This window comes from Pseudomonas sp. DVZ6, from assembly GCF_024259445.1.
In the GTDB taxonomy this organism is placed as follows: Bacteria; Pseudomonadota; Gammaproteobacteria; order Pseudomonadales; family Pseudomonadaceae; genus Aquipseudomonas; species Aquipseudomonas peradeniyensis.
This window is the reverse complement of record NZ_JANCLM010000051.1, coordinates 1-23,865: the sequence shown is the minus strand read 5'-3', so window position 1 is coordinate 23,865 and position 23,865 is coordinate 1. Positions and strand designations below refer to the sequence as shown.

Annotated in this window: 17 protein-coding genes; 8 read left to right on the top strand and 9 right to left on the bottom strand. The window is 63.1% G+C overall.

The window, feature by feature from the left end; all coding sequences use genetic code 11:
* Positions 1-6 precede the first annotated feature (6 nt).
* Complete coding sequence (locus tag NMG10_RS23445; RefSeq protein ID WP_254465217.1) at positions 7-4,596, top strand: DUF6543 domain-containing protein; 4,590 nt, start codon at positions 7-9, stop codon at positions 4,594-4,596.
* A gap of 40 nt (positions 4,597-4,636) precedes the next feature.
* Here NMG10_RS23445 and NMG10_RS23440 read toward each other — a convergent pair whose 3' ends face one another.
* The 5 genes from NMG10_RS23440 to gpmI all read right to left on the bottom strand — a co-directional run bounded on the left by NMG10_RS23440 (position 4,637) and on the right by gpmI (position 11,655).
* Positions 4,637-6,031, bottom strand: coding sequence for a serine protease (locus NMG10_RS23440; protein ID WP_254465214.1), 1,395 nt, complete (start codon positions 6,029-6,031; stop codon positions 4,637-4,639).
* Positions 6,032-6,243: 212 nt separating this feature from the next.
* On the bottom strand, positions 6,244-7,008 hold the full coding sequence (locus tag NMG10_RS23435; RefSeq protein WP_203648408.1) for a divergent polysaccharide deacetylase family protein: 765 nt from the start codon (positions 7,006-7,008) through the stop codon (positions 6,244-6,246).
* Between the two features lie 9 nt (positions 7,009-7,017).
* Positions 7,018-8,346 (bottom strand): S41 family peptidase, encoded by a 1,329-nt coding sequence (locus NMG10_RS23430; RefSeq protein ID WP_062572581.1) that lies wholly within the window; start codon positions 8,344-8,346, stop codon positions 7,018-7,020.
* A gap of 249 nt (positions 8,347-8,595) precedes the next feature.
* The gene (locus tag NMG10_RS23425; protein WP_203648406.1) at positions 8,596-9,894 is read right to left on the bottom strand and encodes a murein hydrolase activator EnvC; all 1,299 of its coding nucleotides are present in this window, start codon (positions 9,892-9,894) and stop codon (positions 8,596-8,598) included.
* Between the two features lie 225 nt (positions 9,895-10,119).
* A complete protein-coding gene (gene gpmI, locus NMG10_RS23420; protein ID WP_203648404.1) occupies positions 10,120-11,655 on the bottom strand; it encodes a 2,3-bisphosphoglycerate-independent phosphoglycerate mutase in 1,536 nt (511 codons plus the stop codon).
* Between the two features lie 206 nt (positions 11,656-11,861).
* On the opposite strand from gpmI, the gene NMG10_RS23415 reads away from it, so the two are divergent.
* The 3 genes from NMG10_RS23415 to secB are packed head-to-tail and all read left to right on the top strand — an operon-like array spanning position 11,862 to position 13,053.
* The gene (locus NMG10_RS23415) at positions 11,862-12,275 is read left to right on the top strand and encodes a rhodanese-like domain-containing protein (RefSeq protein ID WP_028688411.1); all 414 of its coding nucleotides are present in this window, start codon (positions 11,862-11,864) and stop codon (positions 12,273-12,275) included.
* Between the two features lies 1 nt (position 12,276).
* Positions 12,277-12,531 (top strand): glutaredoxin 3, encoded by a 255-nt coding sequence (gene grxC / locus NMG10_RS23410; RefSeq protein ID WP_003249204.1) that lies wholly within the window; start codon positions 12,277-12,279, stop codon positions 12,529-12,531.
* 39 nt (positions 12,532-12,570) lie between these two features.
* Positions 12,571-13,053, top strand: coding sequence for a protein-export chaperone SecB (gene secB / locus NMG10_RS23405; RefSeq protein WP_203648402.1), 483 nt, complete (start codon positions 12,571-12,573; stop codon positions 13,051-13,053).
* 402 nt (positions 13,054-13,455) lie between these two features.
* On the opposite strand, the gene trmL is transcribed toward secB, so the two are convergent.
* Entirely contained in the window at positions 13,456-13,917 is a 462-nt protein-coding gene (gene trmL / locus NMG10_RS23400; protein ID WP_203648400.1) for a tRNA (uridine(34)/cytosine(34)/5-carboxymethylaminomethyluridine(34)-2'-O)-methyltransferase TrmL, read from the bottom strand.
* Between trmL and NMG10_RS23395 the strand changes: the two genes are divergently transcribed.
* Together NMG10_RS23395 and NMG10_RS23390 are read left to right on the top strand one after the other, a co-directional pair.
* Positions 13,916-14,353: a hypothetical protein gene (locus NMG10_RS23395; protein ID WP_232854937.1), complete on the top strand. Its 438-nt coding sequence runs from the start codon at positions 13,916-13,918 to the stop codon at positions 14,351-14,353. The two genes, trmL and NMG10_RS23395, sit on opposite strands and share 2 nt — an antisense overlap.
* Before the next feature lie 317 nt (positions 14,354-14,670).
* Positions 14,671-15,444, top strand: coding sequence for an RHS repeat-associated core domain-containing protein (locus NMG10_RS23390; RefSeq protein ID WP_232854938.1), 774 nt, complete (start codon positions 14,671-14,673; stop codon positions 15,442-15,444).
* Between the two features lie 109 nt (positions 15,445-15,553).
* Here NMG10_RS23390 and ntrC read toward each other — a convergent pair whose 3' ends face one another.
* The 3 genes from ntrC to glnA form a co-directional block, all read right to left on the bottom strand.
* Positions 15,554-16,990 (bottom strand): nitrogen regulation protein NR(I), encoded by a 1,437-nt coding sequence (gene ntrC / locus NMG10_RS23385; protein ID WP_232854939.1) that lies wholly within the window; start codon positions 16,988-16,990, stop codon positions 15,554-15,556.
* On the bottom strand, positions 16,987-18,072 hold the full coding sequence (gene glnL, locus NMG10_RS23380) for a nitrogen regulation protein NR(II) (protein ID WP_110735235.1): 1,086 nt from the start codon (positions 18,070-18,072) through the stop codon (positions 16,987-16,989). Before glnL ends, ntrC begins: the two co-directional genes overlap by 4 nt.
* A 394-nt stretch (positions 18,073-18,466) precedes the next feature.
* Positions 18,467-19,873 (bottom strand): type I glutamate--ammonia ligase, encoded by a 1,407-nt coding sequence (gene glnA, locus NMG10_RS23375; protein WP_203648383.1) that lies wholly within the window; start codon positions 19,871-19,873, stop codon positions 18,467-18,469.
* 491 nt (positions 19,874-20,364) lie between these two features.
* Between glnA and thiI the strand changes: the two genes are divergently transcribed.
* Positions 20,365-21,819, top strand: a complete 1,455-nt coding sequence (gene thiI / locus NMG10_RS23370; protein WP_203648381.1) for a tRNA uracil 4-sulfurtransferase ThiI — start codon at positions 20,365-20,367, stop codon at positions 21,817-21,819.
* A gap of 127 nt (positions 21,820-21,946) precedes the next feature.
* Complete coding sequence (typA, locus tag NMG10_RS23365; RefSeq protein ID WP_203648379.1) at positions 21,947-23,767, top strand: translational GTPase TypA; 1,821 nt, start codon at positions 21,947-21,949, stop codon at positions 23,765-23,767.
* The last annotated feature ends 98 nt before the right edge of the window (positions 23,768-23,865 follow it).

Below are 23,865 nucleotides of genomic sequence, written 5' to 3'. Positions count from 1 at the left end.
CGCCAGGTGGTCAGCGAGCAGCTGCTGCACGTGCTGTTCAGGGAGCTGCCATGGCTGGCCTTCGTCGAGCCGGCGCTGGAGTCCGCCGATCCGTTGATCCTGGACAGCCCGGATCCAGACACCCACTACTGGACGACCGCCCCGCTGGTGGAGGTTGTGCTGCAGGCGATGCTCGATGGTACGCCGTTGGACCTGGAGGCCATCGGCGAACGCCATCACAATCTGGGCCTGGCGGGGCCTCACCGCTTCGCCGGCTCGCACGGTGCCTGGGATACACGTCGTCTGACGGGCATCACGCCTGTGCTCAACAGGCTGCTGGCGCGACTGATCGAGCACTTCAGCCAGGCTCAGGTGAGCTATTGGAACGGGCTGGGTACATCCGGCAAGCGCCGCGATAGCTGGTTGCAGCTGCTGTTGAAAATGGCGTTGCTGCGCAACCTGCCCCTGCAGGGGCTGGACGACCAGCAGCAGGCTTGTGTCCGTGGCCTGATTCGGGGAAGTGATGATCAGCCTGCGGTGTTCGTCGTCCAGGCCAGCCTGCGTGCGGACCAGCAGCAATTCAGACGGCTCCAGCCCGGCTTGCTGGTGACGGCCGAGTGGGACGAGCGAGCGGTTGTGCTCTGGTTTGAGCCGTCGGGCCAGGTCAGGGCCTTCGATTCGCTGGACGATTTCGCCCTGGCGCTGCGTGACGAACTTGCGCTGCGCTACCGGTTCACTGCCCTGACCTGGGATCGCCACGAACTCGAGGGCGATGTATTCGCGCAATGGAGCGCCTTGCTGCTCGGGCACATGCTCGAGCGCATCGGGCAACTGCGTCTGCAGGGGCTGACACTGGCGCAAATGGAGGCGCTGTTCGCCGAGCTGAGCGACCCCGCGCAGTGGTTGGTGGCGGGCTACTTCGTCGAAGAAACGGGTGCGCCCGCGATACCGCCAGGCATAGCCGCCACGTCGGCCAGCACCAGCTTCGCCTATCAGTCGGCGTTGCTGGATATGGCGCTGGACCAGATTGACGCAAAGGGCGTGGCGGCGCTGGATGGGATACTCGACCTGCAGGCTTATGCCCGCCAGCAACTGCGCAAACAGATGCTCGAGGACTATCCGGTGGAAGCCAACTATTTCTCCGATGAACTGATCCTGGCGCTTGAGGTCGCAAACGGAGTTGCGGGTGGCGCAGGCGCAGGAACGGCTGGTGGCGAACCGCTGGAGTCGGCGGGCGAGCTGACCCTGACCGAGTTCGCCATCGCCAATCTCAGCTCACTGGGTGATGCCTTCCTCCAAAACATCAGGCATGCCAACGGTCAGCTGATCATGCCCTGGATGACTACCGACTACGTGAAGGCACTGGTGCGCAAGGTCGATATCGGTGGCCGTTATCCCAAGTACGTGGCCGACGCCCTGGATGACCCGGCGGCCCGCCCCGAGCGCACTCGCCGCTTTGCCCGGGAGTGGCGCCAGGCGCTGCGTTTCAGCGCCTTGCAGGCGAAACTCGATCACAAGCTCAGCGAAGCGGGCCTGCAGTGTGTCATCGATCTGTGCAAAGACCTTGGCGACAAGAGCTTGAAGGCAAGCGGCCTGATGCCGCTCACCTTCAAGCGGCAGCCGACTTCCAGCCGGCATGATCGGGTCCAGGGCATGTTCGTACTGTTTTCGACCGAGCCCCGTGTGGTGCTGCTCTACCGCCCGCTGTACGCGGATGAACCGCTACGGCAGTTCTCCAGCCTCGATGCGCTGATGGCGGCCATTCGCGAATCGGGCCCGCTGCAGGCGAGCATCCTGGCCTGGATGGATGAGCATGCTCGGCCGATCTACGACAAGGGTGGGTTTGCAGAGCCCCACGTCGTGCATCTTGGTATTGATCCTTTCCAACTACCCGAAAGGCCCGAGCCGGCCCGGTTGGACGGGGTGCTGTGGCTAGACGATGTGGATGAAAAATTGTACGCGGCAAATCGGGCGCTACTTTTGGACCTGGCCGAGAAGCAGAGCACGTCCACTGCCGAAAGCCGTTGGGCGGTGCTCGGCAAAGGCGCCTGGCTGCTGTTCGATACCGCCACGGTGCTGATGAGTGGGCCGATCGCCACGGTTGCCTGGTTGATCCAGACCCTTGATAGCCTGCGTGGCGATGGCCAGGCGCTGGCGCAAGGTGGCGCGTTCGAGCGCTCCACGGCCGCCGTCGACCTGGTCATCAACCTGGGCATGGCGCTGTTGCATGCGCGACTGCCGAAAGGCCGCCAGGCAGTGCCGCGGCGCTTGCTCCAGGCCGCCGGTTTCGAAGGGCCTCCCACCCAGGACGGTGGCTACGCGGCGGCAAGGGTCGAGCCGGCCCAAGGCAAGGTGGGTATGCCGGGGCCACTGCCGCGTGCCGCCACGGGTTTGCAGCTCGACCTGAGCTGGCGCGGCAACCAGGGGTTCAACTGGCTTGCCCCGGAGCAACGCAAGGCCTTGATGGCCATGCGTGCGAGTGTTCCGCTGGCGGGCTTGCAGCCCTCGCTAGCCGGGCTGTACACGGTCGACGGGCGGCACTATGTCTCGATGCTGGGGGAGGTCTTCGCCGTCAGTGTGGAAGGCGATGACATCCGGATTGTCGACGGCGCGCGGCAGCCGGGGCCGTGGCTGGTCTTCGAGCAAGGTGCCTGGCGCATCGATACCCGGCTGCGCCTCGGTGGTGGCATGCCCGGCGGGCGTCTCGAGCGGCAGTTCGCCAGGCTGCGAGTCGCCACCCACAAATTGACCGATCAGGCAAACCGGGAGCTGCAAACGTTCGGCCGCTTTAGCCAGGAAGTCGTCACGGTCCAGGAGCGTCTTCAGCATCTGGAAAGGTTGAGGATTCAGGAAAGGGGCAGGCGACTCGCAGCTGAGGAGCACGAAGATGACACGTTCGACAGGGCCGCCTCCGACCGGATCATGGCGTCTTATGATCAGCGCATCGCCGCGCTCGCTGGCGAACTGGACGCCAAGCGCCTGCAAGCCGTCGCCCAGGCCGAAGCGGTGGTCCGCCTGGATCGCGAGCACTGCGGTGTCCTGCAGAGCATGCTCGAGCCCAAGTACGGCAGCCTCCGCAAGCCGGGCTTCGCACAGACCCTCGGCCTGCATCGGGCCACGCTGACGGCTGCGCTGCTGCGCAACAGCGATTTCATCCTGGGTGAGCTGCAGCACCTTGCGAACTTTCCGCGCATGACCGAGTTGGCGGCGCAGTTCGATGACGGTGTAGGCGCCCATGTGCGCGACGAGTACCGGCATTTTCGCGTGGAGCTGGCGAAGGTCGTCGACCTCCAGGAGCGCATGCTGGTCGCGCAAGGTGGCCTGGATGAGTTGCTGGCCGAGGTCCCCGACGACCTTGACTTCGGTATTGCCGGAACCCGGCGAACGGTCGCCCGGTTGATAGCCGAGCGTACCTTCACCGTTGTCGATCTTCGCTTCCATCACGCCCTGAACCTGGCAGACCTGGCATTGCACCTGGACTCGCAAAATGGCCGGCATCAACTGCTGAGGTACCGCGACGATCTGGCGGGCACCACACTCAGGAGCGCCGCCACGGCCCATGGCGAGTCGCTGATGTCCAACCTGGGCGTGGCCGATCGCATCAGCATTCTCCAGGAAGCGTGGGACGCCTATGCGGCGGCGATCATCAATGCGCTGCACCTGGAGCGCACGGGCGGCGACCTGGTGGAAGTCGACCGGCTTCAGCGCTACCGGACCCATATGCAACTGCTCAAGGATGATGCCGGGCGCCGTCTGGTGGATGCCCTTGCGGAGCAGGACGGCGCGCCAGGGTTGATCAAGCGAGTGCCTTATCCGCGCACCGAGGAGTTGCAGCGGGCCGTGCGCACCCGTGAAGGCCTGCTGGTCATCGGGACTGAAGTGCAGGGGCAGGCGGGGACACTGCTCGAGGTGCGTGACCCGATCAGCAAGGCGGTCCTGCAGGTCTTCGACTTCAAGGACGGTGACTGGGTGGAGCGCGAAGGCGATGGGGCAAAGGCCGGCGCCGAGGAAGAGGGCACGGAGCAAGCCAAGGCTCTGGTGCAGGGGCTGCTGAAGGATAGCGAAGACGTGCTGGCCATCGCCTGGGCCTATGTGAAGGATGACGTCAATGGGCGCATGCTGGAGCGCTTGCTCAACCGCCAGGCCGACCGCTTGCAAGGTACGGCCGCGCTCCTGGCCGGGCAGGGAGCGGCTGAAGCGCTGGTGGACGCCTTGAATGCCGCGGTGAGCGACCTGCAGGCGCAGATGAAGCGCCTGCTGACCGAGCTGTACGACAAGACCCGCTATCCCTCTGCGCACGGGCTGCGTTTTCTCCATGCTCAGGGGTTGATCCAGGTGGACTACGTCAGGCGTGATACCTCGACCACTACCAGCCCGTTCGACGAGTTCAGGGTCACCCGCCTGGAAGCCCCGGGGGAAACCAGGGGGCGCAGCCTCTGGGCGGCGCATTTCCACCTGGCCTCCCAGGCAGCGCCGCTCGAGGCGTTCACCCATGGGCACCTGAAGGTCTGGAGCCAGCGTTTTCTGGGCAGGCAGTACGAGGCCGTCAGCGGTGAGCGGGTGCACAGGGGGCGCCTGACTGCCAGCGATGTGGCAGGGATCATTCCCTTGGCTTGAGGGGGCGGCCCTGCCTGAGCGGCGCAGGCAGGGCCTGAAATCAATGGCCGTGCACCGGCAGCAGTTCGCTGTGGGTCGACGCCACCTGTCCGTCGATGTCGATGGCGCGGCTACAGAGCGTGGCCGGCAGGCGTGAGGCCGGGATGACCTGGGCGGGTGTCAGGGCGCGGCGGTAACCGAAGGCGTTGTCGCAGTCCATCCGGTCCGCGGCGCCGTACTTGACCAGGTAGTGGCTCAGGTAGGGCTGCCTGGTCTGCCAGTTGAGCATGACGTGGCCTTGCTCGTGGCGATCAAGGGTGTAGCGGATTTGCGGAAGACCTGCCGGAATCACCTCGACAGGCAGGCTAAGGGCGTTGGCCAGCAGGGCCGGGTAGGGACGCTGATCCGGCGATTGTACGCCGACCAGACACAGGTAGTAGCGGCCCGGCTCGCTGGCGATCGGGTTGTCGATGCGCCGTTCGCTGGCGGGGATCGTGCCGCTGTAGCCGGCCGCGTCCTCGCACTTGAGTGCATCGCGTACCTGCTTGTAGCGGTAGCGCGGGGTGTCGATGTCGAGGGTCAGGTCCCAGGTGGCGGCGGATGAGCCGTTGCCGAGCCGCCTGAGCAAGCGGGCCCGCCCTTTCTGAGTGATTTGGAAGGCGGGCAGCAGGATGCAGCGTTCGAGGCTCAGATCGGCGTGGCCTTGGTGAAAGCAACCGAGTACACGCTGGACCGGGATGGCGTAATTGTTTTGCGTCGCTCCGACAGGCACGCTGTTGACGACGCTGACCAAGTGTCCGCTGACCTGGTCGATCACCGCGCTGCCTGATGCGCCTTTGCCGCCGGAGGGGCAGTCATTGACCTTGAGCCTGCGCCATACCCAGGGAAACTCGGTCACGCTGGCCTGGTCCCGTTCTGTGCATTGGGCCGCGCGCAGTCCGAGGTCTGGCCTGCCGGCCTCGCCCACCATCACCACCGCGCTGCCTGATGCTGGACTGACGCCAAGCGCCAGCGGCTGGATGCCTGCGGCCATCACCTGAGAGAGGCTGGCGTCCAGTTCCAGCAGCGCCAGGTCGCTGCCTTGCATGCTGCTCCACAGCGTGCGCTTGAGGGCGAATGTCGGGCGAGCATCCGGGGTGTCGGCGAAGTAGTTGAAGGTGATGCTGCCCTGCGCCGGCTGATCGTGGATGATCCGGCCATTGCGAGTCTCCAGGCAGTGGCCGCTGGTCAGCAGGTAAGCGGGGCCTGTCGTGGTGGATGCGGGGCCGCGGCTGTCGATCAGCGTGGCGATGCATTGGCGGCCGCGCTCCATGTTAAGGCGGCCGATGCCGCTCCAATGGGCGTGCTCGCCCTGGGCGTTTTTCAGCAGTGTGGGTGTGTCGCTGGTGGCGGCGAGGGTTTCGGTCGCGGCCCAGAGCATCGTCAGGGCAAGCAGAGAGGTGGCTTTGGTCGACATCGGTTGAGCTCCTGTATGGATTACCGATGCGAGCGTGCCTGCGGGGAAGGGGCGCCAGGTGGTGCTTATGGATATGCGCGGTACGTTGGCTGTGGCGGCATAGGTATCACCAGCGTGGGAGCGGGCTTGGCCCGCGATGCCCTGCCAGCACCGGCCTAGCCGGTGATCGCGGGGCTAGCCCGCTCCCAGGTTGGTCTGGATCGGGCGACGCCTCAGCGATTGCTGTAGCGACCCTGGTGACCATGGGCGGGCATGGCCTGATTGCCGCGTTCGGCGATCATCTGCGGTAGACCGATCAACTCGATGCCCTGGGCCTTGAGTCGGGGGATTTCACGGGCCAGTACCTCAAGCGTCTGCGGGTAGGGGTGGCCGATCAGTACCGCAGAGCCTTGTTTGCGGGCCTGGGCGATACCCAGCTGCAATTGTCCGCTGATCGCCTCCGTGGTACGCACGTCATCGAGGAACACATCCCGTGAGACATGGGCCAAGCCCAATGCCTGGGCCTCTGCCGCCGCCACAGTGGCGGCGCTGGTGCGACTGTCGACGAAGAACAGGTGGCGGCGTTGCAGCTCTTCCATCAGCCAGCGCATCGGTTCGCGCTGGGCGGTCATGCGGCTGCCCATGTGGTTGTTGATACCCGCGACGTAAGGCACCTTGGCCAAGGCAGCGTCCAGGCGTCGGGCCAGCTCCTCGATCGGCGTGCCGGGGTGCCAGGCGTAGGGACCGGTGGCCGGGTCCATGGGCATGTGCAGGATCACCGTGCGTCCGGCCTTGTGGGCCTGGCGGGCGAACTCGGTGGCGTGCGGGGTGTCGGGCATGATCGCCATGGTGACCGGCCCGGGCAGGGCGAGGGTGCGGCTGTCACGCTCGCTGCTCTGTCCCAGGTCGTCGATGATGATGCTCATGTAGGCCTTGCCCGGCGCCGCCTGGGCGGTACCGAGCATGAGGCAGAACAGCGTGAACAGCAGGTAACGCATGGGAAGCGGTCAGTCGCCCTTGGTGATGTTCAGGCCCTTGAGCAGGCTGAGGGCCTGGCTGAGCTGGAAGTCGTTGTCCTGTGGGCGATCCTTGCGCTTGCTGCTGCCGCTTGGGCGGTCGGCACCGCCGTTGCCGTTGCCCAGGTGGCCCTGCAGGTCGGCTTCCTTGAAGTTGTCGTTGTCGGCCTCGGCGGTAAGCTTGGCCGGACGCACCTCGATGTCCGGGACGATGCCCTGGGCCTGGATCGAGCGGCCGTTGGGGGTGAAATACAGTGCGGTGGTGAGCTTCAGCGCACGGTCGTTGGCCAGCGGCAGCACGGTCTGTACCGAGCCCTTGCCGAAGCTGTCGGTGCCCATCAGCACGGCGCGCTTCTGGTCCTGCAGGGCGCCGGCGACGATTTCCGAGGCCGAGGCGCTGCCGCCGTTGATCAGCACCACCAGCGGCACGCCTTCGCTGGCGTCGGCCGGGTCGGCGGAGTAGCGCAGCTCGGAGTTGGCGATGCGGCCCTTGGTGTAGACGATCAGGCCCTTGGTGAGGAAATGGTCGGCCACTTCCACCGCCGACTGCAACACACCGCCGGGGTTGTTGCGCAGGTCCAGGACCACGCCGCGCAGCTTCTTGCCGTTGTCCTTGCGCAGCTTGGCCAGGGCCTTGCCCACCTCGTCGCCGGTCTTGACCTGGAACTGGGTGATGCGGATGTAGCCGTAGTCGTTCTCCAGCAGCTGACTCTTGACGCTCTTGACCTGGATCACCGCGCGGGCAAGCGTCACGTCGAACGGCGTGCCGCCGTCGCGCACCAGGGTCAGGGTGATCTTCTCGCCGATCTTGCCGCGCATCTTGTCCACGGCCTCGGTCATGGTCTGGCCACGGGTCGGCGCGCCGTTGATCTTGACGATCAGGTCTCCGGCCTCGATGCCGGCGCGGGAGGCCGGGGTGTCGTCGATGGGCGAGACCACCTTGACGAAGCCGTCTTCCATGCCCACTTCGATGCCCAGGCCGCCGAACTCGCCGCTGGTGCTTTCCTGCAGCTCCTGGAAATCCTCGGGGCCGAGGTAGGCAGAGTGTGGGTCAAGGTTGCTGAGCATGCCCTTGATGGCGTTCTCCAGCAGGGTCTTGTCGTCCACAGGCTCCACATAGGCGGCCTTGATGCGGTCCATGACCTCGGCAAAGGTGCGCAGCTCTTCAAGCGGCAGCGGCGCCTTGGCGGTCACCTCGGTGGCCGGCACCGCAGCCGGCTTGGCCGCTGGCTTGGCCGGCTCGGCAGCAACGGCCAGGGGCGCGCCGATGACCAGGGCGATGGTCAGGGCCAGCTGGGTGAGGCGAGGCGAGTGCAGCATGTCGAACGAACTCCTGATCCTGTTGGTGCTCCCGTCGGGAGCATCGGCGCCGCCGTTTCGTGGGCGGCGCCGTAAAAGTAGCATTATCCAGTGTCCTGTCTCGGAAATAAGCTGTTCACTTTTGGCGGCGTCTTGGGCGCCCGGCCGGCGTTGCCACTCCTCGCCATAGCCCTGCTATGACTCGTCGCGGCGCCTTGGCCGAACACCCAAGCCACTCGCCAAAAGAGAACGTATTTCCGAGACAGGACACTAGCCTCGGCACCATTGCGCAGGGTCGGTGGGCCGGCCCTGCTGGCGAATCGCGAAGTACAGGCCGGCGTTGTCCTGGCCACCGCTGTCGCCGACGGTGGAGATGGCATCGCCGGCCTTGACGATATCGCCGGCGCTCTTGAGCAGGCTCTGGTTGTGGCCGTACAGGCTCAGGTAGCCATTGCCATGGTCGAGAATGACCAGAAGTCCAGCGCCGCGCAACCAGTCGGCGAACACCACGCGCCCGCCATGCACGGCGCGCACCTGGGTGCCGGCGCTGGCGCCGATCATCACTCCGTCCCATTTGGCCCGGGCGTCGCCGCCGCGGGTATCGCCGAAGCGTGCCAGCAATCGACCATTGACCGGCCATGGAAGTTTGCCCCGGGCCGCAGAAAAAGCGCCGCCGTAGCTGGCGCCATCGCTGGAAACCACCGGGCCGAGGGTGGTGCGGGCCTTTTTCGGCGCCTCCTCGGGCTCCTGGGCACGGGCTGCCGCAGCCAGGGCCTGCTCCTTGCGGCGTTTCTCTTCTTCCTGCCTGGCCAGCAGGGCGCGCTGGCGCGCCTCTTCGGCCTCGCGGGCCTGGCGGGCCAGGGTTTCCTCGATGGTCTTGAGCACCTTGCCCAGGTCGGCCTGGTCCTGCTCGCGGCTCTGCAGCTTCTGGTCGCGCTCTTTCATGTCGCTGTTGAGCTTGGCCAGCACCTGCTGGCGCTTGTCGCGCTCGGCCACGAGCGCCTGGCGGCGACCGTCGAGGTCGGCGCGTTGGGTCAGCAGCTGTTCCTGCTGGCGGGCGATGTCCTGCTCGACGTTGGCCAGCTGGCGCAGGGTCTCGTTGAAGGCGCGCAACTGGTCCATGCGCGCCTTGCTGAGGTAGTCGTAATAGGTGAGGGTGCGGGCGAACTTCTCGGGGTTCTGCTGGTTCAGCAGCAGCTTGAGGTATTCCTCGCGGCCATTGTTCTGGTAGGCCGAACGGGCCTGGATGGCAATCAGGCGTTGCTGTTCAACGCGGGCGCTCTGGAGTTTTTTTTTCTCGTGATCAAGGCGCTCCAGCTCGCCCTCGGTCTTTTTTAGTTCTTGCTGCAATGCCTCCACCTGTTTCTCGAGGCTGCCGATGTCGGTCTCGGTGGACTTGAGGTCTTTCTGCACGCCGGCTTTCTCCTCCTGAAGCTTGCCCAGCATCTTCTTCAGCTCGGCGATGTCCTGGCGGGTGGCGTCCAGCTGTTGCTGGGTCTGTGCGCGCTCGTCGGCGAAAGCCGGGGTGAGCAGGCATGACAGGGCTAGTAAGAAGAGGGCGCGGAGCATGGGGTTTGGCGTACCGGGGATGGAGACTGGCCTAGTATGCCCTTGCGGGCCTGCAAAAAAAACGCCCTGCGGCATGCGCGGCGGGGCGTTGGTCTGGAATTCAGGTATTTCGGGGCTGCTGCGCAGCCCTTTCGCGGCACAAGGCCGCTCCTACAGGTTATGTGCGATCACCTGTAGGAGCGGCCTTGTGCCGCGGAAGGGCCGCAAAGCGGCCCCGTACAAGCATCAAGCATCGACCAGGATCGAGGTGCCGGTCATCTCGACCGGCTTTTCCAGCCCCAGCAGCTTGAGCATGGTCGGCGCTACATCGGCCAGCACGCCGCCTTCGCGGACCTTGACCTGGCGCTTGCCGACATAGATGAACGGCACCGGCTCGCTGGTGTGGGCGGTGTGCGCCTGGCCGGTGCACTCGTCTTCCATCTGCTCGACGTTGCCGTGGTCAGCGGTGATCAGCGCTTCGCCGCCGACCTTGTCCAGGGCTTCGACGATACGGCCGACGCAGATGTCCAGGGCTTCGACGGCCTTGACCGCCGCTTCGAACACGCCGGTATGGCCGACCATGTCGCCGTTGGCATAGTTGACCACGATCACGTCATAACGCTGCTGCTCGATGGCCTCGACGATGCGGTCGGTGACCTCGGGAGCGTTCATTTCCGGCTGCAGGTCGTAGGTGGCGACCTTCGGCGACGGGATCAGGATGCGTTCTTCGCCTTCGAACGGCTCTTCGCGACCACCGGAGAAGAAGAAGGTGACATGGGCGTACTTCTCGGTCTCGGCGATACGCAGCTGGGTCTTGCCGTTCTTCGCCAGGTATTCGCCCAGGACATTGTCCAGACTGGACGGGGCAAACGCGGCAGGCGCCGGAATTTTCGCCGAATACTGGGTCAGGCCGATGTAAGCCGCCAGCTTGGGCAGGCGTGCGCGTGGGAATTCGCTGAAGTCCGCTTCGACGAACGCACGGGACAGCTCGCGGGCACGGTCGGCGCGGAAGTTCATGAAGATGACCGCGTCGCCATCCTCGACCTTGACGGCTTCGCCAATGCGCGTGGCCTTGACGAACTCGTCGTTCTCCTCGCGGGCGTAGGCGGCTTGCAGGCCGGCGAGGGCGCTGTCGGCGGTGAATTCGGCGGTGCTGTCGACGATCAGGTTGTAGGCGGCTTGTACGCGATCCCAGCGGTTGTCGCGGTCCATGGCGTAGTAGCGGCCAATCAGGCTGGCGATGCGGCCCTTGCCCAGGCGGGCGAAGGTGGCGTCGAGCAGTTCGATGGACGACTGGGCGCTGCGCGGCGGGGTGTCGCGGCCGTCGAGGAAGGCGTGCAGGTAGATCTTCTCGGCGCCACGCTGCGCGGCCAGCTCGGCCATGGCGATCAGGTGGTCCTGGTGGCTGTGCACGCCGCCGTCGGAGAGCAGGCCGAGGATGTGCACGGCCTTGCCGGCGCCGACGGCCTTGTCCACCGCGCCGCCGAGCACGGGGTTCTCGAAGAACTCGCCGTCACGGATGGCCTTGGTCACCCGGGTGAAGTCCTGGTACACCACGCGGCCGGCGCCGAGGTTCATGTGACCGACTTCGGAGTTGCCCATCTGCCCGTCGGGCAGCCCCACGTCCATGCCGGAGCCGGAGATCAGGCCATGCGGCTGGGTGGCGCGCAGGCGGTCGTAGACCGGCGTGTTGGCAGCGAAGATGGCGTTGTATTCGGGGCTTTCGCTGTGACCGAAGCCATCCAGGATGATCAGGACCAGGGGTTTAGGCGTACTCGTCATCAATCAAACTCACGGTTGTTCAAAGATGATAAAGACACGCATTTTAGGGCAAATCCGCCAGCGACGGCGAATATTCCTCCCCTTGCCCGACAGGCGCGGTCAGGCATGCAACATGAAGACGCGTTTGCCGCCAGCCCGGTGGGCTTTGGCGGTCATGGGGCGCTGTGTATACTGGCCGCCATTTTCAATCGCCTGGAACACCCCTGATGGTTGCTCACCTGATTCAATTCGCGACAGATCACTACATCCTGGTGGCCATTTTCGTCGTCCTGCTGGTCCTGCTGCTGATCAACGAAGTCCGCCGTGGCGGCCAGAGCCTGAGCAACGGCCAGCTGACCGCGCTGGTCAACGCCGACAAGGCCGTGGTGATCGATATTCGTACCGCCAAGGAATACTCGGCCGGGCATATCGTCGGTGCGCTGAACATTCCCCAGGACAAAGTCGCCGGCCGCATGAGCGAGCTGGAAAAACACAAAGAGAAGACCCTGATCGTCGTCGACGCGATGGGCCAGCAGTCCGGCACCCTGTGCCGCGAACTGCTCAAGGCTGGTTACACCGCCGCCAAGCTCAGCGGTGGCGTTTCCAGCTGGAAAGCCGATAACCTGCCCCTGGTGAAGTGATATGAAGCCCGTCATCGTCTATTCCAGCGACTACTGCCCCTACTGCATGCGCGCCAAGTACCTGCTCGAGAGCAAGGGCGTGGCGTTCGAGGAGATCAAGGTCGACGGCAAGCCTCAGGTTCGCGCCGAAATGAGCCAGAAGGCCGGCCGTACCTCGGTGCCGCAGATCTGGATCGGCAGCACGCACGTCGGTGGATGCGATGACCTCTATGCCCTGGAGCGCGCGGGCAAGCTCGACGCGCTGCTGGCGGCCTGATTCGCACTGCATTCAAGAACATTAGGAAAAGGATCTGCCATGACCGAGCAACAGACCAACGGCGCCACTGACGCCACCGCTCCACAATTCTCCCTGCAGCGCATCTACGTGCGCGATCTGTCATTCGAGGCCCCGAAAAGCCCGCAGATCTTCCGCCAGCAGTGGGAGCCGAGCGTCTCGCTGGACCTGAACACCCGTCAGAAAGCCCTGGAAGGCGACTTCCACGAAGTCGTGCTGACCCTGTCGGTGACCGTCAAGAATGGTGACGAAGTGGCCTTCATCGCCGAAGTGCAGCAGGCTGGCATCTTCCTGATCGCTAATCTGGACGCGTCCTCGATGAGCCACACCCTCGGCGCGTTCTGCCCGAACATCCTGTTCCCGTACGCCCGCGAGACCCTGGACAGCCTGGTGACCCGTGGCTCGTTCCCGGCGCTGATGCTGTCGCCGGTCAACTTCGACGCCCTGTACGCGCAAGAGATGCAGCGCATGCAGGAAGCCGGTGAAGTGCCGACCGTGCAGTGATTGCTGCGGGTAAAGAAAAGGCGACCTTCGTGGTCGCCTTTTTCATGGTGTGTCGCCTGCCCCGGCCCTTTCGCGGGTAAACCCGCTCCCACAGGATTTATGCTGCTCTCAGCAATCACACAGTACCTGTGCTCCCACAGGATTTATGCTGCTCTCAGCAATCACACAGTACCTGTGCTCCCACAGGATTTACGCTGCTCTCAGCAATCACGCAGTACCTGTGCTCCCACAGGATTTATGCTGCTCTCAGCAATCACACAGTACCTGTGCTCCCAAAGGATTTGTGCTGTTCTCAGCAACCACACAATATCTGTGCACCCACAGGTAATGTGCTGCTCTTGGCAACCCCGCAATACCTGTGGGAGCGGGCTTGCCCGCGAAAGGGCCGGTACAGGCAGCGCATCAGCTACCGGCAAACCCCTGCTGCCGCCACGCCTCGTACACTGTCACCGCCACGGTATTGGACAGGTTCAGGCTCCGGCACCCCGGCCGCATCGGCAGGCGCAGGCGCTGCTCGGGGGCCAGGCTGTCCAGCACCTCGGCCGGCAGGCCACGGCTTTCAGGCCCGAACAGGAAGGCGTCGCCAGGCTGGTACTCGACCTCGTGAAACGGGTGCGAGCCCTTGGTGGTGAAGGCGAACAGCCTTGGCTGATTCAGGCTTTCCAGGCAGTCGGCCAGGCTTTGGTGACGCTTGAGCGTGGCATACTCGTGGTAGTCCAGCCCTGCCCGGCGCAGGCGCTTGTCGTCCAGTTCGAAGCCGATCGGCTCGATCAGGTGCAGGTCGCAGCCGCTGTTGGCGCACAGGCGGATGATGTTGCCGGTATTCGGCGGAATTTCTGGTTGAAAAAGGATGACGTGAAACATGCACGGCTCCAAGCATGAAGATGACGGGCATTCTACCCCCGAACCCGACCCGCGTTCGAAGGCCTTCCCGCGGGTGATCCTGTCGCTGGCCCTTGTCGGGCTGATGGTCGGCATGATGATCGGGCGTTTGACCACCCCGGAAGAACGGGTGCTCGAGCAGGTGCAGGTGGTGCAGGATGGCCTGGACCTGTGGTTCAACGAAGAGCCCAGGCTGCATGGCGAGAACGTCCAGGGCACCGTGGCCATCGTGTTCGAGGCCCAGGGCAAGACCCAGCGTGGTCAGCTGACGCTGCAGGACAAACCGGTGGGCTGGCGCCTGCAGAAGAGCGAGGAAGGGCTGGTACTGACCGTGGTGGCCGCCCGCCCCCTGCGTGGCGAGTGGAACGCGACGGAGGAGGCGGGGCGCTGGCGGGTGCAGGTGAGGCTGCACGAATAAAAGAGGGGATTTCCCGGCCTGCCTGTACCGAGGTCCCCAAAACTGGAGGTGCTGAGTACTTAGCAGGGAGCGTGCCAGGTCTGGTATAGGCCCAAGAATGCGGTGTTCCGGCCATTCTTTGAGGACTTTTGAAGGCAAATTTGCCTTTTGCTGGTGCGCGCAGCACAGCAACGGTGCAAATGGCTCTATCTAGGATGTGGGGTGGTGAAGTAGGCGCGGTGGCACCTGCTGAACCTGATAATTTTGCCAGTATCGGACACTGCCAGTCTCGGTTAGCTTTCGGCTCATGACTTATGGTCTTGCGGGAGTGACTGTTCATGAGCGTGTATTTGCCGATGCTCGATCACCAGCGATCGCCGTTCGGGAGTAGCAATTTCTCCAGGGTGTATACGCCTTACGGTGCTTTTACAGGTACAGGGGGGCCGACCCTTGGTTTCTGCGGGCAGCGTAAAGAATCGCTGATCGATTTGTATCCATTAGGTAATGGCCATCGCTATTATTCTCCATGCCTGAGGCGCTTCATTTCGTCTGACCAATTGAGCCCGTTTGGTAAGGGCGGGATTAATGCCTATGTTTATTGTGGTGACGACCCAGTAAATAGGCATGATCCTGATGGGCGGAATTATGGGCAGGTAGCGGAAACCGCAGCGAAACTGTTCCTTGCCTCTTTCGCATCTCTAGAGAGTCTTAAAACTTTTGTAGATAGGGTCGACAGCACGATGTTCCCTGCCCCAGGTCAGGTCAATAAGCCCAGTAAGCTTATAACGGCTTTAGAAGGTGCCACGGCTATTTTCGCTGCGCATGCGGCTGTCAAGGAGGTTAGTAGTCTGGTGGGTGGCGAGATGCCGCAAGAATTTGACCAAATTGCTGCAACGGCGACTCTTACTTTATGGTTTGCTAAGAAGTTTGCAGAGGATCGTGAAGGTTTTAGGCGGCCAGACTTAAAGGTGGAGTGGAAGTCCTTCATGAATAATTTCTACGACCCAGAGTTGGCTAAGAGGGTTCTAACAAACTTGGGGCTTTTGAAGCAGCAGGCACCCACTGAGGATGCGCATAAACTTAGAGGGCAGAGTTTGGATGACCTTGCGTAGTTTTGCTTTTTTACAAATTAATCATAATATGAGAAAGGTTTCAGTTGGAATAACTATGTGAGCCTCATGAGGCCATGGTCGGCCTCATGGGTCATATTTTTTGACTGTCTCAGTGCTCGTCCCCTTCGTCCTCATCCCCCCCATCCACCTTCATCCCCAATTCCTTGATCTTGCGCGTCAAGGTATTACGCCCCCACCCCAGCAACAAGGCCGCATCACGACGCCGCCCGGCCGTATGCTTGAGCGCGGTCTCGATCATGATCCGCTCGAAACTGGGTACGGCGCTGTCGAGCAGGCTCGACTGGCCGCGGGCCAGGGCCTGGTCAGCCCACTGGCGCAGGGCCTGTTCCCAGTTGGTCACCGGCGCGGCGTCCTGGGGCAGGTTGAGCAACTCCGGCGGCAGGTCGCCGACCAGCACTTCGCGACTGGAAGCCATCACGGTGATCCAGCGGCAGGTGTTCTCCAGCTGGCGCACGTTGCCCGGCCACGGCAGGTTGCGGATGAACTCCTCGGTCTCCGGCTTGAGCAGCTTGGGTTCCACCGCCAGCTCCTGGGCAGCGCGGCCGAGGAAGTGGCGGGCCAGGGCCGGGATGTCCTCGCGCCGATCCGCCAGGCGCGGGATATGGATGCGGATCACGTTGAGGCGGTGGAACAGGTCTTCACGGAACTTGCCGGCCTGCACCAGCGACTCGAGGTTCTGGTGGGTGGCGGCGATGATGCGTACATCCACCTTCACCGGCACATGGCCACCGACCCGGTAGAACTCGCCGTCGGCCAGCACCCGCAGCAGGCGGGTCTGGGTGTCGGCGGGCATGTCGCCGATCTCGTCGAGGAACAGCGTGCCGCCGTCGGCCTGCTCGAAACGGCCGCGACGCAGGTTGGCGGCGCCGGTGAAGGCGCCTTTCTCATGGCCGAACAGCTCGGATTCCATCAGGTCCTTGGGGATCGCCGCCATGTTCAGGGCGATGAACGGCGACGCCGCACGCGGGCTGTGGCGGTGCAAGGCGTGGGCCACCAGCTCTTTACCCGTGCCGGACTCACCGTTGATCAGCACGGTGATATTGGAGTGGCTGAGGCGACCGATGGCGCGGAATACCTCCTGCATCGCCGGCGCCTCGCCGATGATCTCGGGCGTGCGGGCCAGCGCCTGGGGCACTTCCAGGGCTTGCTGCTCCTGGGCATGCTGGTTGGCGCGCTTGACCAGCGACACCGCCTCGTCGACATCGAACGGCTTGGGCAGGTACTCGAAGGCGCCGCCCTGGTACGAGGCCACGGCGCTGTCCAGGTCGGAGTGAGCGGTCATGATGATCACCGGCAACCCCGGGTGCTGCTCGCGGATCTGGGCCAGCAGGTCGAGGCCGCTGGCGCCCGGCATGCGGATGTCCGAGATGATCACGTCCGGCTGCTGGCGGGCCAGGCGGCCCATGACGCCGTCGGCGCTGTCGAAGCTCTGGGTGGTCATGCCTTCCTGCTGCAGGGCCTTTTCCAGGACCCAGCGGATGGAACGATCATCATCGACGATCCAGACGGTTTCACTTCGGCTCATGGGGCGGTGGCTCCTTGTTCCAGGGGCAGGTAGATCGAGAAGGTGGTGTGGCCGGGGTGGCTCTCGCACTCGATCAGGCCCTGGTGCTGGCTGATGATGTTCTGGGTGATGGCCAGGCCCAGCCCGGTACCGTCCGGACGGCCGCTGACCATGGGATAGAAGAGGGTGTCCTGCAGTTCCGCTGGGATGCCGGGGCCGTTGTCGACGATCTCGATCCTGGCGACCAGGCGGTGGCGCACATGGCCGATGGTGAACTGGCGCACGGCGCGGCTGCGCAGGGTGATGCGGCCCAGGCGCAGTTCGTTCTGCCCGCCGATGGCCTGCATGGCGTTGCGCACGATGTTGAGCACGGCCTGGATCATCTGCTCGCGGTCGATCAGCACGTCCGGCAAGCTCGGGTCGTAGTCGCGCACCAAGGTGATGCAGCCCTGGCTCTCGGCCTCGACCAGGCTGCACACGCGCTCGAGCACTTCGTGGATGTTGGTCATGGCCAGCGACGGCAGCTTGTTCGAGCCGAGCATGCGGTCGACCAGGTTACGCAGGCGGTCGGCTTCCTCGATGATCACGTTGGTGTAGTCGCGCAGGCTTTCTTCCGGCAGTTCGCGGGCCAGCAACTGGGCCGCGCCGCGGATGCCGCCGAGAGGGTTCTTGATCTCGTGGGCCAGGCCGCGCACCAGCATCTTGGTGGTCTCCTGCTTGCTCAGCTGGGCCTCTTCCTTGGTGATGCGCAGCAGGCGGTCGCGCGGATGCACCTCCAGCAACAGCAGGGTCTGGCCCAGATGCAGGATGGGGGTCACGGCATAGTCGACGGTGATGGTCTGGCCGGTCAGCGAGGTCAGCTGCGCTTCACGCTTGGTGAACGGGTGCGCCTGCTCCACCGCCTGGCGCAGCGAATTGAGCGCCTCGGTCGATTCGGTGAACAGCTCGCTGATGAACTGCCCGTGGCTGCGCTGGCCGCTGACGGCCAGCAGCATCTCTGCCGCCGGGTTCATGTACTCCAGGCGCAGTTCGGCATTGAGCAGCAGCGTGGCCGTGGTCAGGTTGTCCAGAAGCAGACGGTGCTGTGCATCGCTGATGGTCATGGGGCGTCGTTGACCTCTTTTGGCACATGGGCTGGCGCGGGTGGTGCGCTTGGTACCGTGAAAATGCAAGAAACAAACCAAGGCTCCGAAAAGAAGCGAGAAACCCGGATAAACACCTGTTATTGCGCAAATTCGGAACAGAAAGTCCAGGTTAAACGTTTCACTTGAACCATATTGGGGGGCATCACGGGGCATGCCCGAAAATAGTGCACCAATATAGAGCATAGCCCGGAGGGTGAGGTTTTGATTTTGGCTGGGAGCCAATGGCCTCCGCGCGGGTGAACCCGCTCCCACAGAGGGCGTGCGGTTTGCCCGCGAGGGATTCGATCCGGAAATGAAAACGGCCTCCCGAGGGAGGCCGTCCTGATGTCATCGACGCGGGGCGCCGATCAGATCAGCAGCTGTAGTACAGCTCGTATTCCAGCGGGTGTACGAAGGTGCGGACCTTGATCTCTTCTTCGCTCTTCAGTTCGATGAAGGCATCGATGAAGTCGTCGGAGAACACGCCGCCCTTGGTCAGGAACGCACGGCCCTTGTCCAGCTCTTCCAGGGCTTCCTTCAGGCTGCCGCACACCTGCGGGATGTCCTTGGCCTCTTCAGGCGGCAGGTCGTACAGGTTCTTGTCGGCGGCATCGCCTGGGTGGATCTTGTTCTGGATGCCGTCCAGGCCGGCCATCAGCAAGGCCGCGAAGGCCAGGTACGGGTTGGCCGATGGGTCCGGGAAGCGTGCTTCGATACGGCGGGCTTTCGGGCTGCCGACGTAAGGAATACGGATCGAGGCGGAACGGTTGCGCGCCGAGTAGGCCAGCATCACCGGGGCTTCGAAACCTGGGACCAGACGCTTGTAGGAGTTGGTCGACGGGTTGGTGAAGCCGTTCAGGGCCTTGCCGTGCTTGATGATGCCGCCGATGAAGTACAGGGCGGTATCGGACAGGCCGGCATAGCCTTCGCCGGAGAAGGTGTTCTTGCCGTCTTTCCAGATCGACATGTGCACGTGCATGCCCGAGCCGTTGTCGCCGTACAGAGGCTTGGGCATGAAGGTGGCGGTACGGCCGTAAGCGTCGGCAACGTTGTGCACGACGTACTTCAGGGCCTGTACTTCGTCAGCTTTCTTCACCAGGGTGTTGAACTTGACGCCGATTTCGTTCTGGCCGGCAGTCGCCACTTCGTGGTGGTGGACTTCGACGGTCTGGCCCATTTCTTCCAGGGCGTTGCACATGGCAGTGCGGATTTCGTGGTCGTGGTCGAACGGCGGAACCGGGAAGTAGCCGCCTTTCACGCCCGGACGGTGGCCTTTGTTGCCGCCTTCGACGTCAGCGCCGGTCATCCACGAGCCTTGCTCGGAGAAGATCTTGAACATCGAGCCAGAGATGTCCGACTGGAACTTCACTTCGTCGAAGATGAAGAACTCAGGCTCCGGGCCTGCGAACACGGTGTCACCGATGCCGGTGCTCTTCAGGTACTCTTCGGCGCGCTTGGCGATGCCGCGCGGGTCGCGATCGTAGCCCTGCATGCTCGACGGATCGACGATATCGCAGGTGATGATCAGGGTCGGCTCTTCGGTGAACGGGTCCAGCACGGCGGTGTCGTCGACCGGCATCAGGATCATGTCGGAGGCTTCGATGCCTTTCCAGCCAGCGATGGAGGAACCGTCGAACATCTTGCCGACTTCGAAGAAGTCTTCGTCCAGGCCATCGCGCGCCGGCATGGTCACGTGATGCTGAACGCCCTTGGTGTCCGTGAAACGCAGATCAATCCACTTGACGTCATGATCTTTGATGAGTTGAACCGACTTCGACATGTTGTCCTCCGGATGGTCTAGGGCGCAGTTGGCCGCTGCCCTGGAAAAAGGGTGTCGCTGGGCGCGGATAGTCGGCCAAGCGTACCTGCCTCACAAGGGAGCAAATTGCATGCCAGTGCCCAAAAATGGCGATGGCGGGATGAAAGGGGGCGTTGACGGGCATTTGCGAGGTTGTGGGATGGAAAGAATGCACCCTTAAAAGGCACTTTTTGAATGTTAAGCACTATTTTGGTGCGCGCCTGAGGCCTTGTGCTGCTTTCGGGGGCCCTTTCGCGGGCAAGCCCGCTCCCACAGGATCTTCACTGGCTTCAATGATTGTGCGATCCCTGTGGGAGCGGGTTTACCCGCGAAAGGGCCGGTACAGGTGCTGCACAAGCCCCCTGCTGCATTCATCGCAAAGCTTCTGATCAAAAGTTGCTCAAACCTTGAGCGATTTCCGCTATAATTCGCGCCCCCTATTTTCGGCAGGCCCTGCGCGCGCTGTTAAACCAATGAAACTTATCGTCAAAGTCTTCCCAGAGATCACCATCAAGAGCCGGCCGGTGCGCAAGCGCTTCATCCGCCAGCTCGCCAAGAACATCCGCAACGTGCTCAAGGATCTGGATCCCGAGCTCGCGGTTGATGGTGTCTGGGACAACCTCGAGGTGGTGACCCGCGTCGAGGACGAGAAGATCCAGCGCGAGATGATCGAGCGCCTGTCCTGCACCCCGGGTATCACCCACTTCCTGCAGGTCGAGGAATACCCGCTGGGCGACTTCGACGACATCGTCGCCAAGTGCAAGCACCACTTCGGCCACCTGCTGGCCGGCAAGTACTTCGCCGTGCGCTGCAAACGCGGTGGTCACCACGACTTCACCTCGATGGACGTCGACCGCTACGTCGGCAGCCAGCTGCGCCAGCAGTGCGGCGCCGCCGGCATCGAGCTGAAGAAGCCGGAGGTGCTGGTGCGCATCGAGATCCGCGACCAGCGCCTGTACGTGATCCACAACCAGCACAACGGCATCGGTGGTTATCCGCTGGGTGCCCTGGAGCAGACCCTGGTGCTGATGTCCGGTGGCTTCGACTCCACCGTGGCGGCCTATCAGATGATGCGCCGCGGCCTGATGACCCACTTCTGCTTCTTCAACCTCGGTGGCCGCGCCCACGAACTGGGTGTGATGGAAGTGGCCCATTTCCTGTGGAAGAAGTACGGCAGCAGCCAGCGCGTGCTGTTCATCAGCGTACCGTTCGAGGAAGTGGTCGGCGAAATCCTCAACAAGGTCGACAACAGCTACATGGGCGTCACGCTCAAGCGCATGATGCTGCGCGCGGCTGCGCGCATGGCCGACCGCCTGCAGATCGACGCCCTGGTGACCGGCGAGGCGATTTCCCAAGTGTCCAGCCAGACATTGCCGAACCTGTCGATCATCGACTCGGCCACTGACAAGCTGGTGCTGCGCCCGCTGCTGGCCAGCCACAAGCAGGACATCATCGACCAGGCTACCGAGATCGGCACCGCCGATTTCGCCAAGCACATGCCCGAGTACTGCGGCGTGATCTCGGTGAACCCGACCACCCATGCCAAGCGTCACCGCATGGAGCACGAAGAGAAGCAATTCGAGATGGAAGTGCTGGAGCGTGCCCTGGAGCGCGCCAGGTTCATTTCCATCGACCACGTGATCGATGAACTGGGCAAGGACATCGAAGTCGAGGAAGTGGCCGAGGCGCTGCCAGGCCAGATCGTCATCGACATTCGTCACCCTGATGCCCAGGAAGACGAACCCCTGGCGCTGGAAGGTATCGAAGTCCAAGCCATGCCGTTCTATGCGATCAACAGCAAGTTCAAGCATCTGGATCCCACGCGCCAGTACTTGCTGTATTGCGACAAGGGTGTGATGAGCCGTCTGCACGCACACCACCTGCTCAGTGAGGGACATGCCAATGTGCGTGTTTATCGTCCGACATAAGACGCCAGGGCTGTATGGCGGCAGCATCCGCCATCGCCCTCCCGACCGCCGGGCCCGCTGAGCCTTAAACAGTACATATTGGCCGCCTACACTGGCGGCAACCGAATCCTCTGATCGAGATACAGTTGTGATCGAAAATCTGCGTAACATCGCCATCATCGCCCACGTTGACCATGGTAAAACCACCCTGGTCGACAAACTCCTGCGCCAGTCCGGCACCCTGGAGCGTAACGAGCTCAACGACGAGCGCGTCATGGACTCCAACGACCAGGAAAAAGAGCGCGGCATTACCATTCTGGCGAAAAACACCGCCATCAACTGGAACGGCTACCACATCAACATCGTCGACACCCCCGGCCACGCCGACTTCGGTGGCGAGGTTGAGCGTGTAATGTCGATGGTCGACTCCGTGCTGCTGCTGGTCGACGCGCAAGACGGCCCGATGCCGCAAACCCGCTTCGTGACCAAGAAGGCCTTCGAAGCCGGCCTGAAGCCGATCGTCGTGATCAACAAGGTCGACCGTCCGGGCGCGCGTCCTGACTGGGTTCTGGACCAGATCTTCGACCTGTTCGACAACCTCGGCGCCACCGACGAACAGCTGGACTTCAAAGTCGTCTACGCCTCGGCCCTGAACGGCATCGCCGGCCTGGACCACACCGCCATGGGCGAAGACATGACCGCCCTGTACCAGTCGATCGTCGACAACGTACCGGCGCCGGATGTTGACCGTGAAGGCTCGTTCCAGATGCAGATCTCCGCACTGGACTACAACAGCTTCCTCGGCGTTATCGGTGTTGGCCGTATCGCCCGCGGTCGCGTCAAGCCGAACACCCCGGTTGTCGCCATCGACACCAACGGCAAGAAGCGTAACGGCCGTATCCTGAAACTGATGGGTCACCACGGTCTGCACCGTGTGGACGTCGAAGAAGCCCAGGCTGGCGACATCGTCTGCATCAGCGGTTTCGACGAGCTGTTCATCTCCGACACCCTGTGCGCCCCGGATGCGGTAGAAGCGATGAAGCCGCTGACCGTTGACGAGCCAACTGTTTCGATGACCTTCCAGGTCAACGACTCGCCGTTCTGCGGTAAAGAAGGCAAGTTCGTCACCAGCCGTAACATCAAGGACCGTCTGGACAAGGAGCTGCTGTACAACGTTGCCCTGCGCGTTCAGGAAACCGATTCCCCTGACAAGTTCAAGGTATCGGGCCGTGGCGAGCTGCACCTGTCGGTACTGATCGAAACCATGCGCCGTGAAGGCTTCGAGATGGCCGTAGGCCGTCCTGAAGTGATCATCCGCGAAGTCGACGGCGTCAAGCAGGAGCCGTTCGAGAACGTCACCATCGACATCCCTGAGGAATCCCAGGGCAAGGTCATGGAAGAGATGGGCCTGCGTAAAGGCGACCTGACCAACATGGTTCCGGATGGCAAGGGCCGTGTGCGCCTGGAATACAACATTCCAGCCCGTGGTCTGATCGGTTTCCGTAACCAGTTCCTGACCCTGACCAACGGTGCAGGCATCCTGACCTCGATCTTCGATCGCTACGACACCATGAAGTCGGGCCAGATGTCCGGCCGCCTGAACGGTGTCCTGGTTTCGGTCGAGACCGGCAAGGCCCTGACCTACTCGCTGGAAACCCTGCAGGCTCGCGGCAAGCTGTTCGTTGAGCACGGCCAGGAGATCTACAACGGTCAGATCATCGGCCTGAACAGCCGTGACAACGACCTGGGCGTGAACCCGACCAAAGGCAAGAAGCTCGACAACATGCGTGCTTCGGGCAAGGATGAAGTCATCGCCCTGGTTCCGCCGGTTCGCCACACCCTCGAGCAGGCCCTGGAATTCATCCAGGACGACGAGCTGTGCGAAGTCACGCCGAAGTCGATCCGTCTGCGCAAGAAGATCCTCGACGAAGGCGAGCGTACCCGCGCTGCCAAGAAAGCCAAGAACTGAGTCATTAGTTCAGGCTGAATGAAAACGCCCCCGGTCGAAAGGCCGGGGGCGTTTTTGTTTGTTTGCCTTCAGAATTCAGGGGCCGCTTTGCGGCCCTT

Bases quoted from the DNA above. Each gene is read 5' to 3' on its own strand.
- NMG10_RS23440 (WP_254465214.1), bottom strand. From the start codon at position 6,031: ATGTCGACCAAAGCCACCTCTCTGCTTGCCCTGACGATGCTCTGGGCC.
- NMG10_RS23435 (WP_203648408.1), bottom strand. From the start codon at position 7,008: ATGCGTTACCTGCTGTTCACGCTGTTCTGCCTCATGCTCGGTACCGCC.
- NMG10_RS23430 (WP_062572581.1), bottom strand. From the start codon at position 8,346: ATGCTGCACTCGCCTCGCCTCACCCAGCTGGCCCTGACCATCGCCCTG.
- NMG10_RS23425 (WP_203648406.1), bottom strand. From the start codon at position 9,894: ATGCTCCGCGCCCTCTTCTTACTAGCCCTGTCATGCCTGCTCACCCCG.
- gpmI (WP_203648404.1), bottom strand. From the start codon at position 11,655: ATGACGAGTACGCCTAAACCCCTGGTCCTGATCATCCTGGATGGCTTC.
- NMG10_RS23415 (WP_028688411.1), top strand. From the start codon at position 11,862: ATGGTTGCTCACCTGATTCAATTCGCGACAGATCACTACATCCTGGTG.
- grxC (WP_003249204.1), top strand. From the start codon at position 12,277: ATGAAGCCCGTCATCGTCTATTCCAGCGACTACTGCCCCTACTGCATG.
- secB (WP_203648402.1), top strand. From the start codon at position 12,571: ATGACCGAGCAACAGACCAACGGCGCCACTGACGCCACCGCTCCACAA.
- NMG10_RS23395 (WP_232854937.1), top strand. From the start codon at position 13,916: ATGCACGGCTCCAAGCATGAAGATGACGGGCATTCTACCCCCGAACCC.
- trmL (WP_203648400.1), bottom strand. From the start codon at position 13,917: ATGTTTCACGTCATCCTTTTTCAACCAGAAATTCCGCCGAATACCGGC.
- NMG10_RS23390 (WP_232854938.1), top strand. From the start codon at position 14,671: ATGAGCGTGTATTTGCCGATGCTCGATCACCAGCGATCGCCGTTCGGG.
- ntrC (WP_232854939.1), bottom strand. From the start codon at position 16,990: ATGAGCCGAAGTGAAACCGTCTGGATCGTCGATGATGATCGTTCCATC.
- glnL (WP_110735235.1), bottom strand. From the start codon at position 18,072: ATGACCATCAGCGATGCACAGCACCGTCTGCTTCTGGACAACCTGACC.
- glnA (WP_203648383.1), bottom strand. From the start codon at position 19,873: ATGTCGAAGTCGGTTCAACTCATCAAAGATCATGACGTCAAGTGGATT.
- thiI (WP_203648381.1), top strand. From the start codon at position 20,365: ATGAAACTTATCGTCAAAGTCTTCCCAGAGATCACCATCAAGAGCCGG.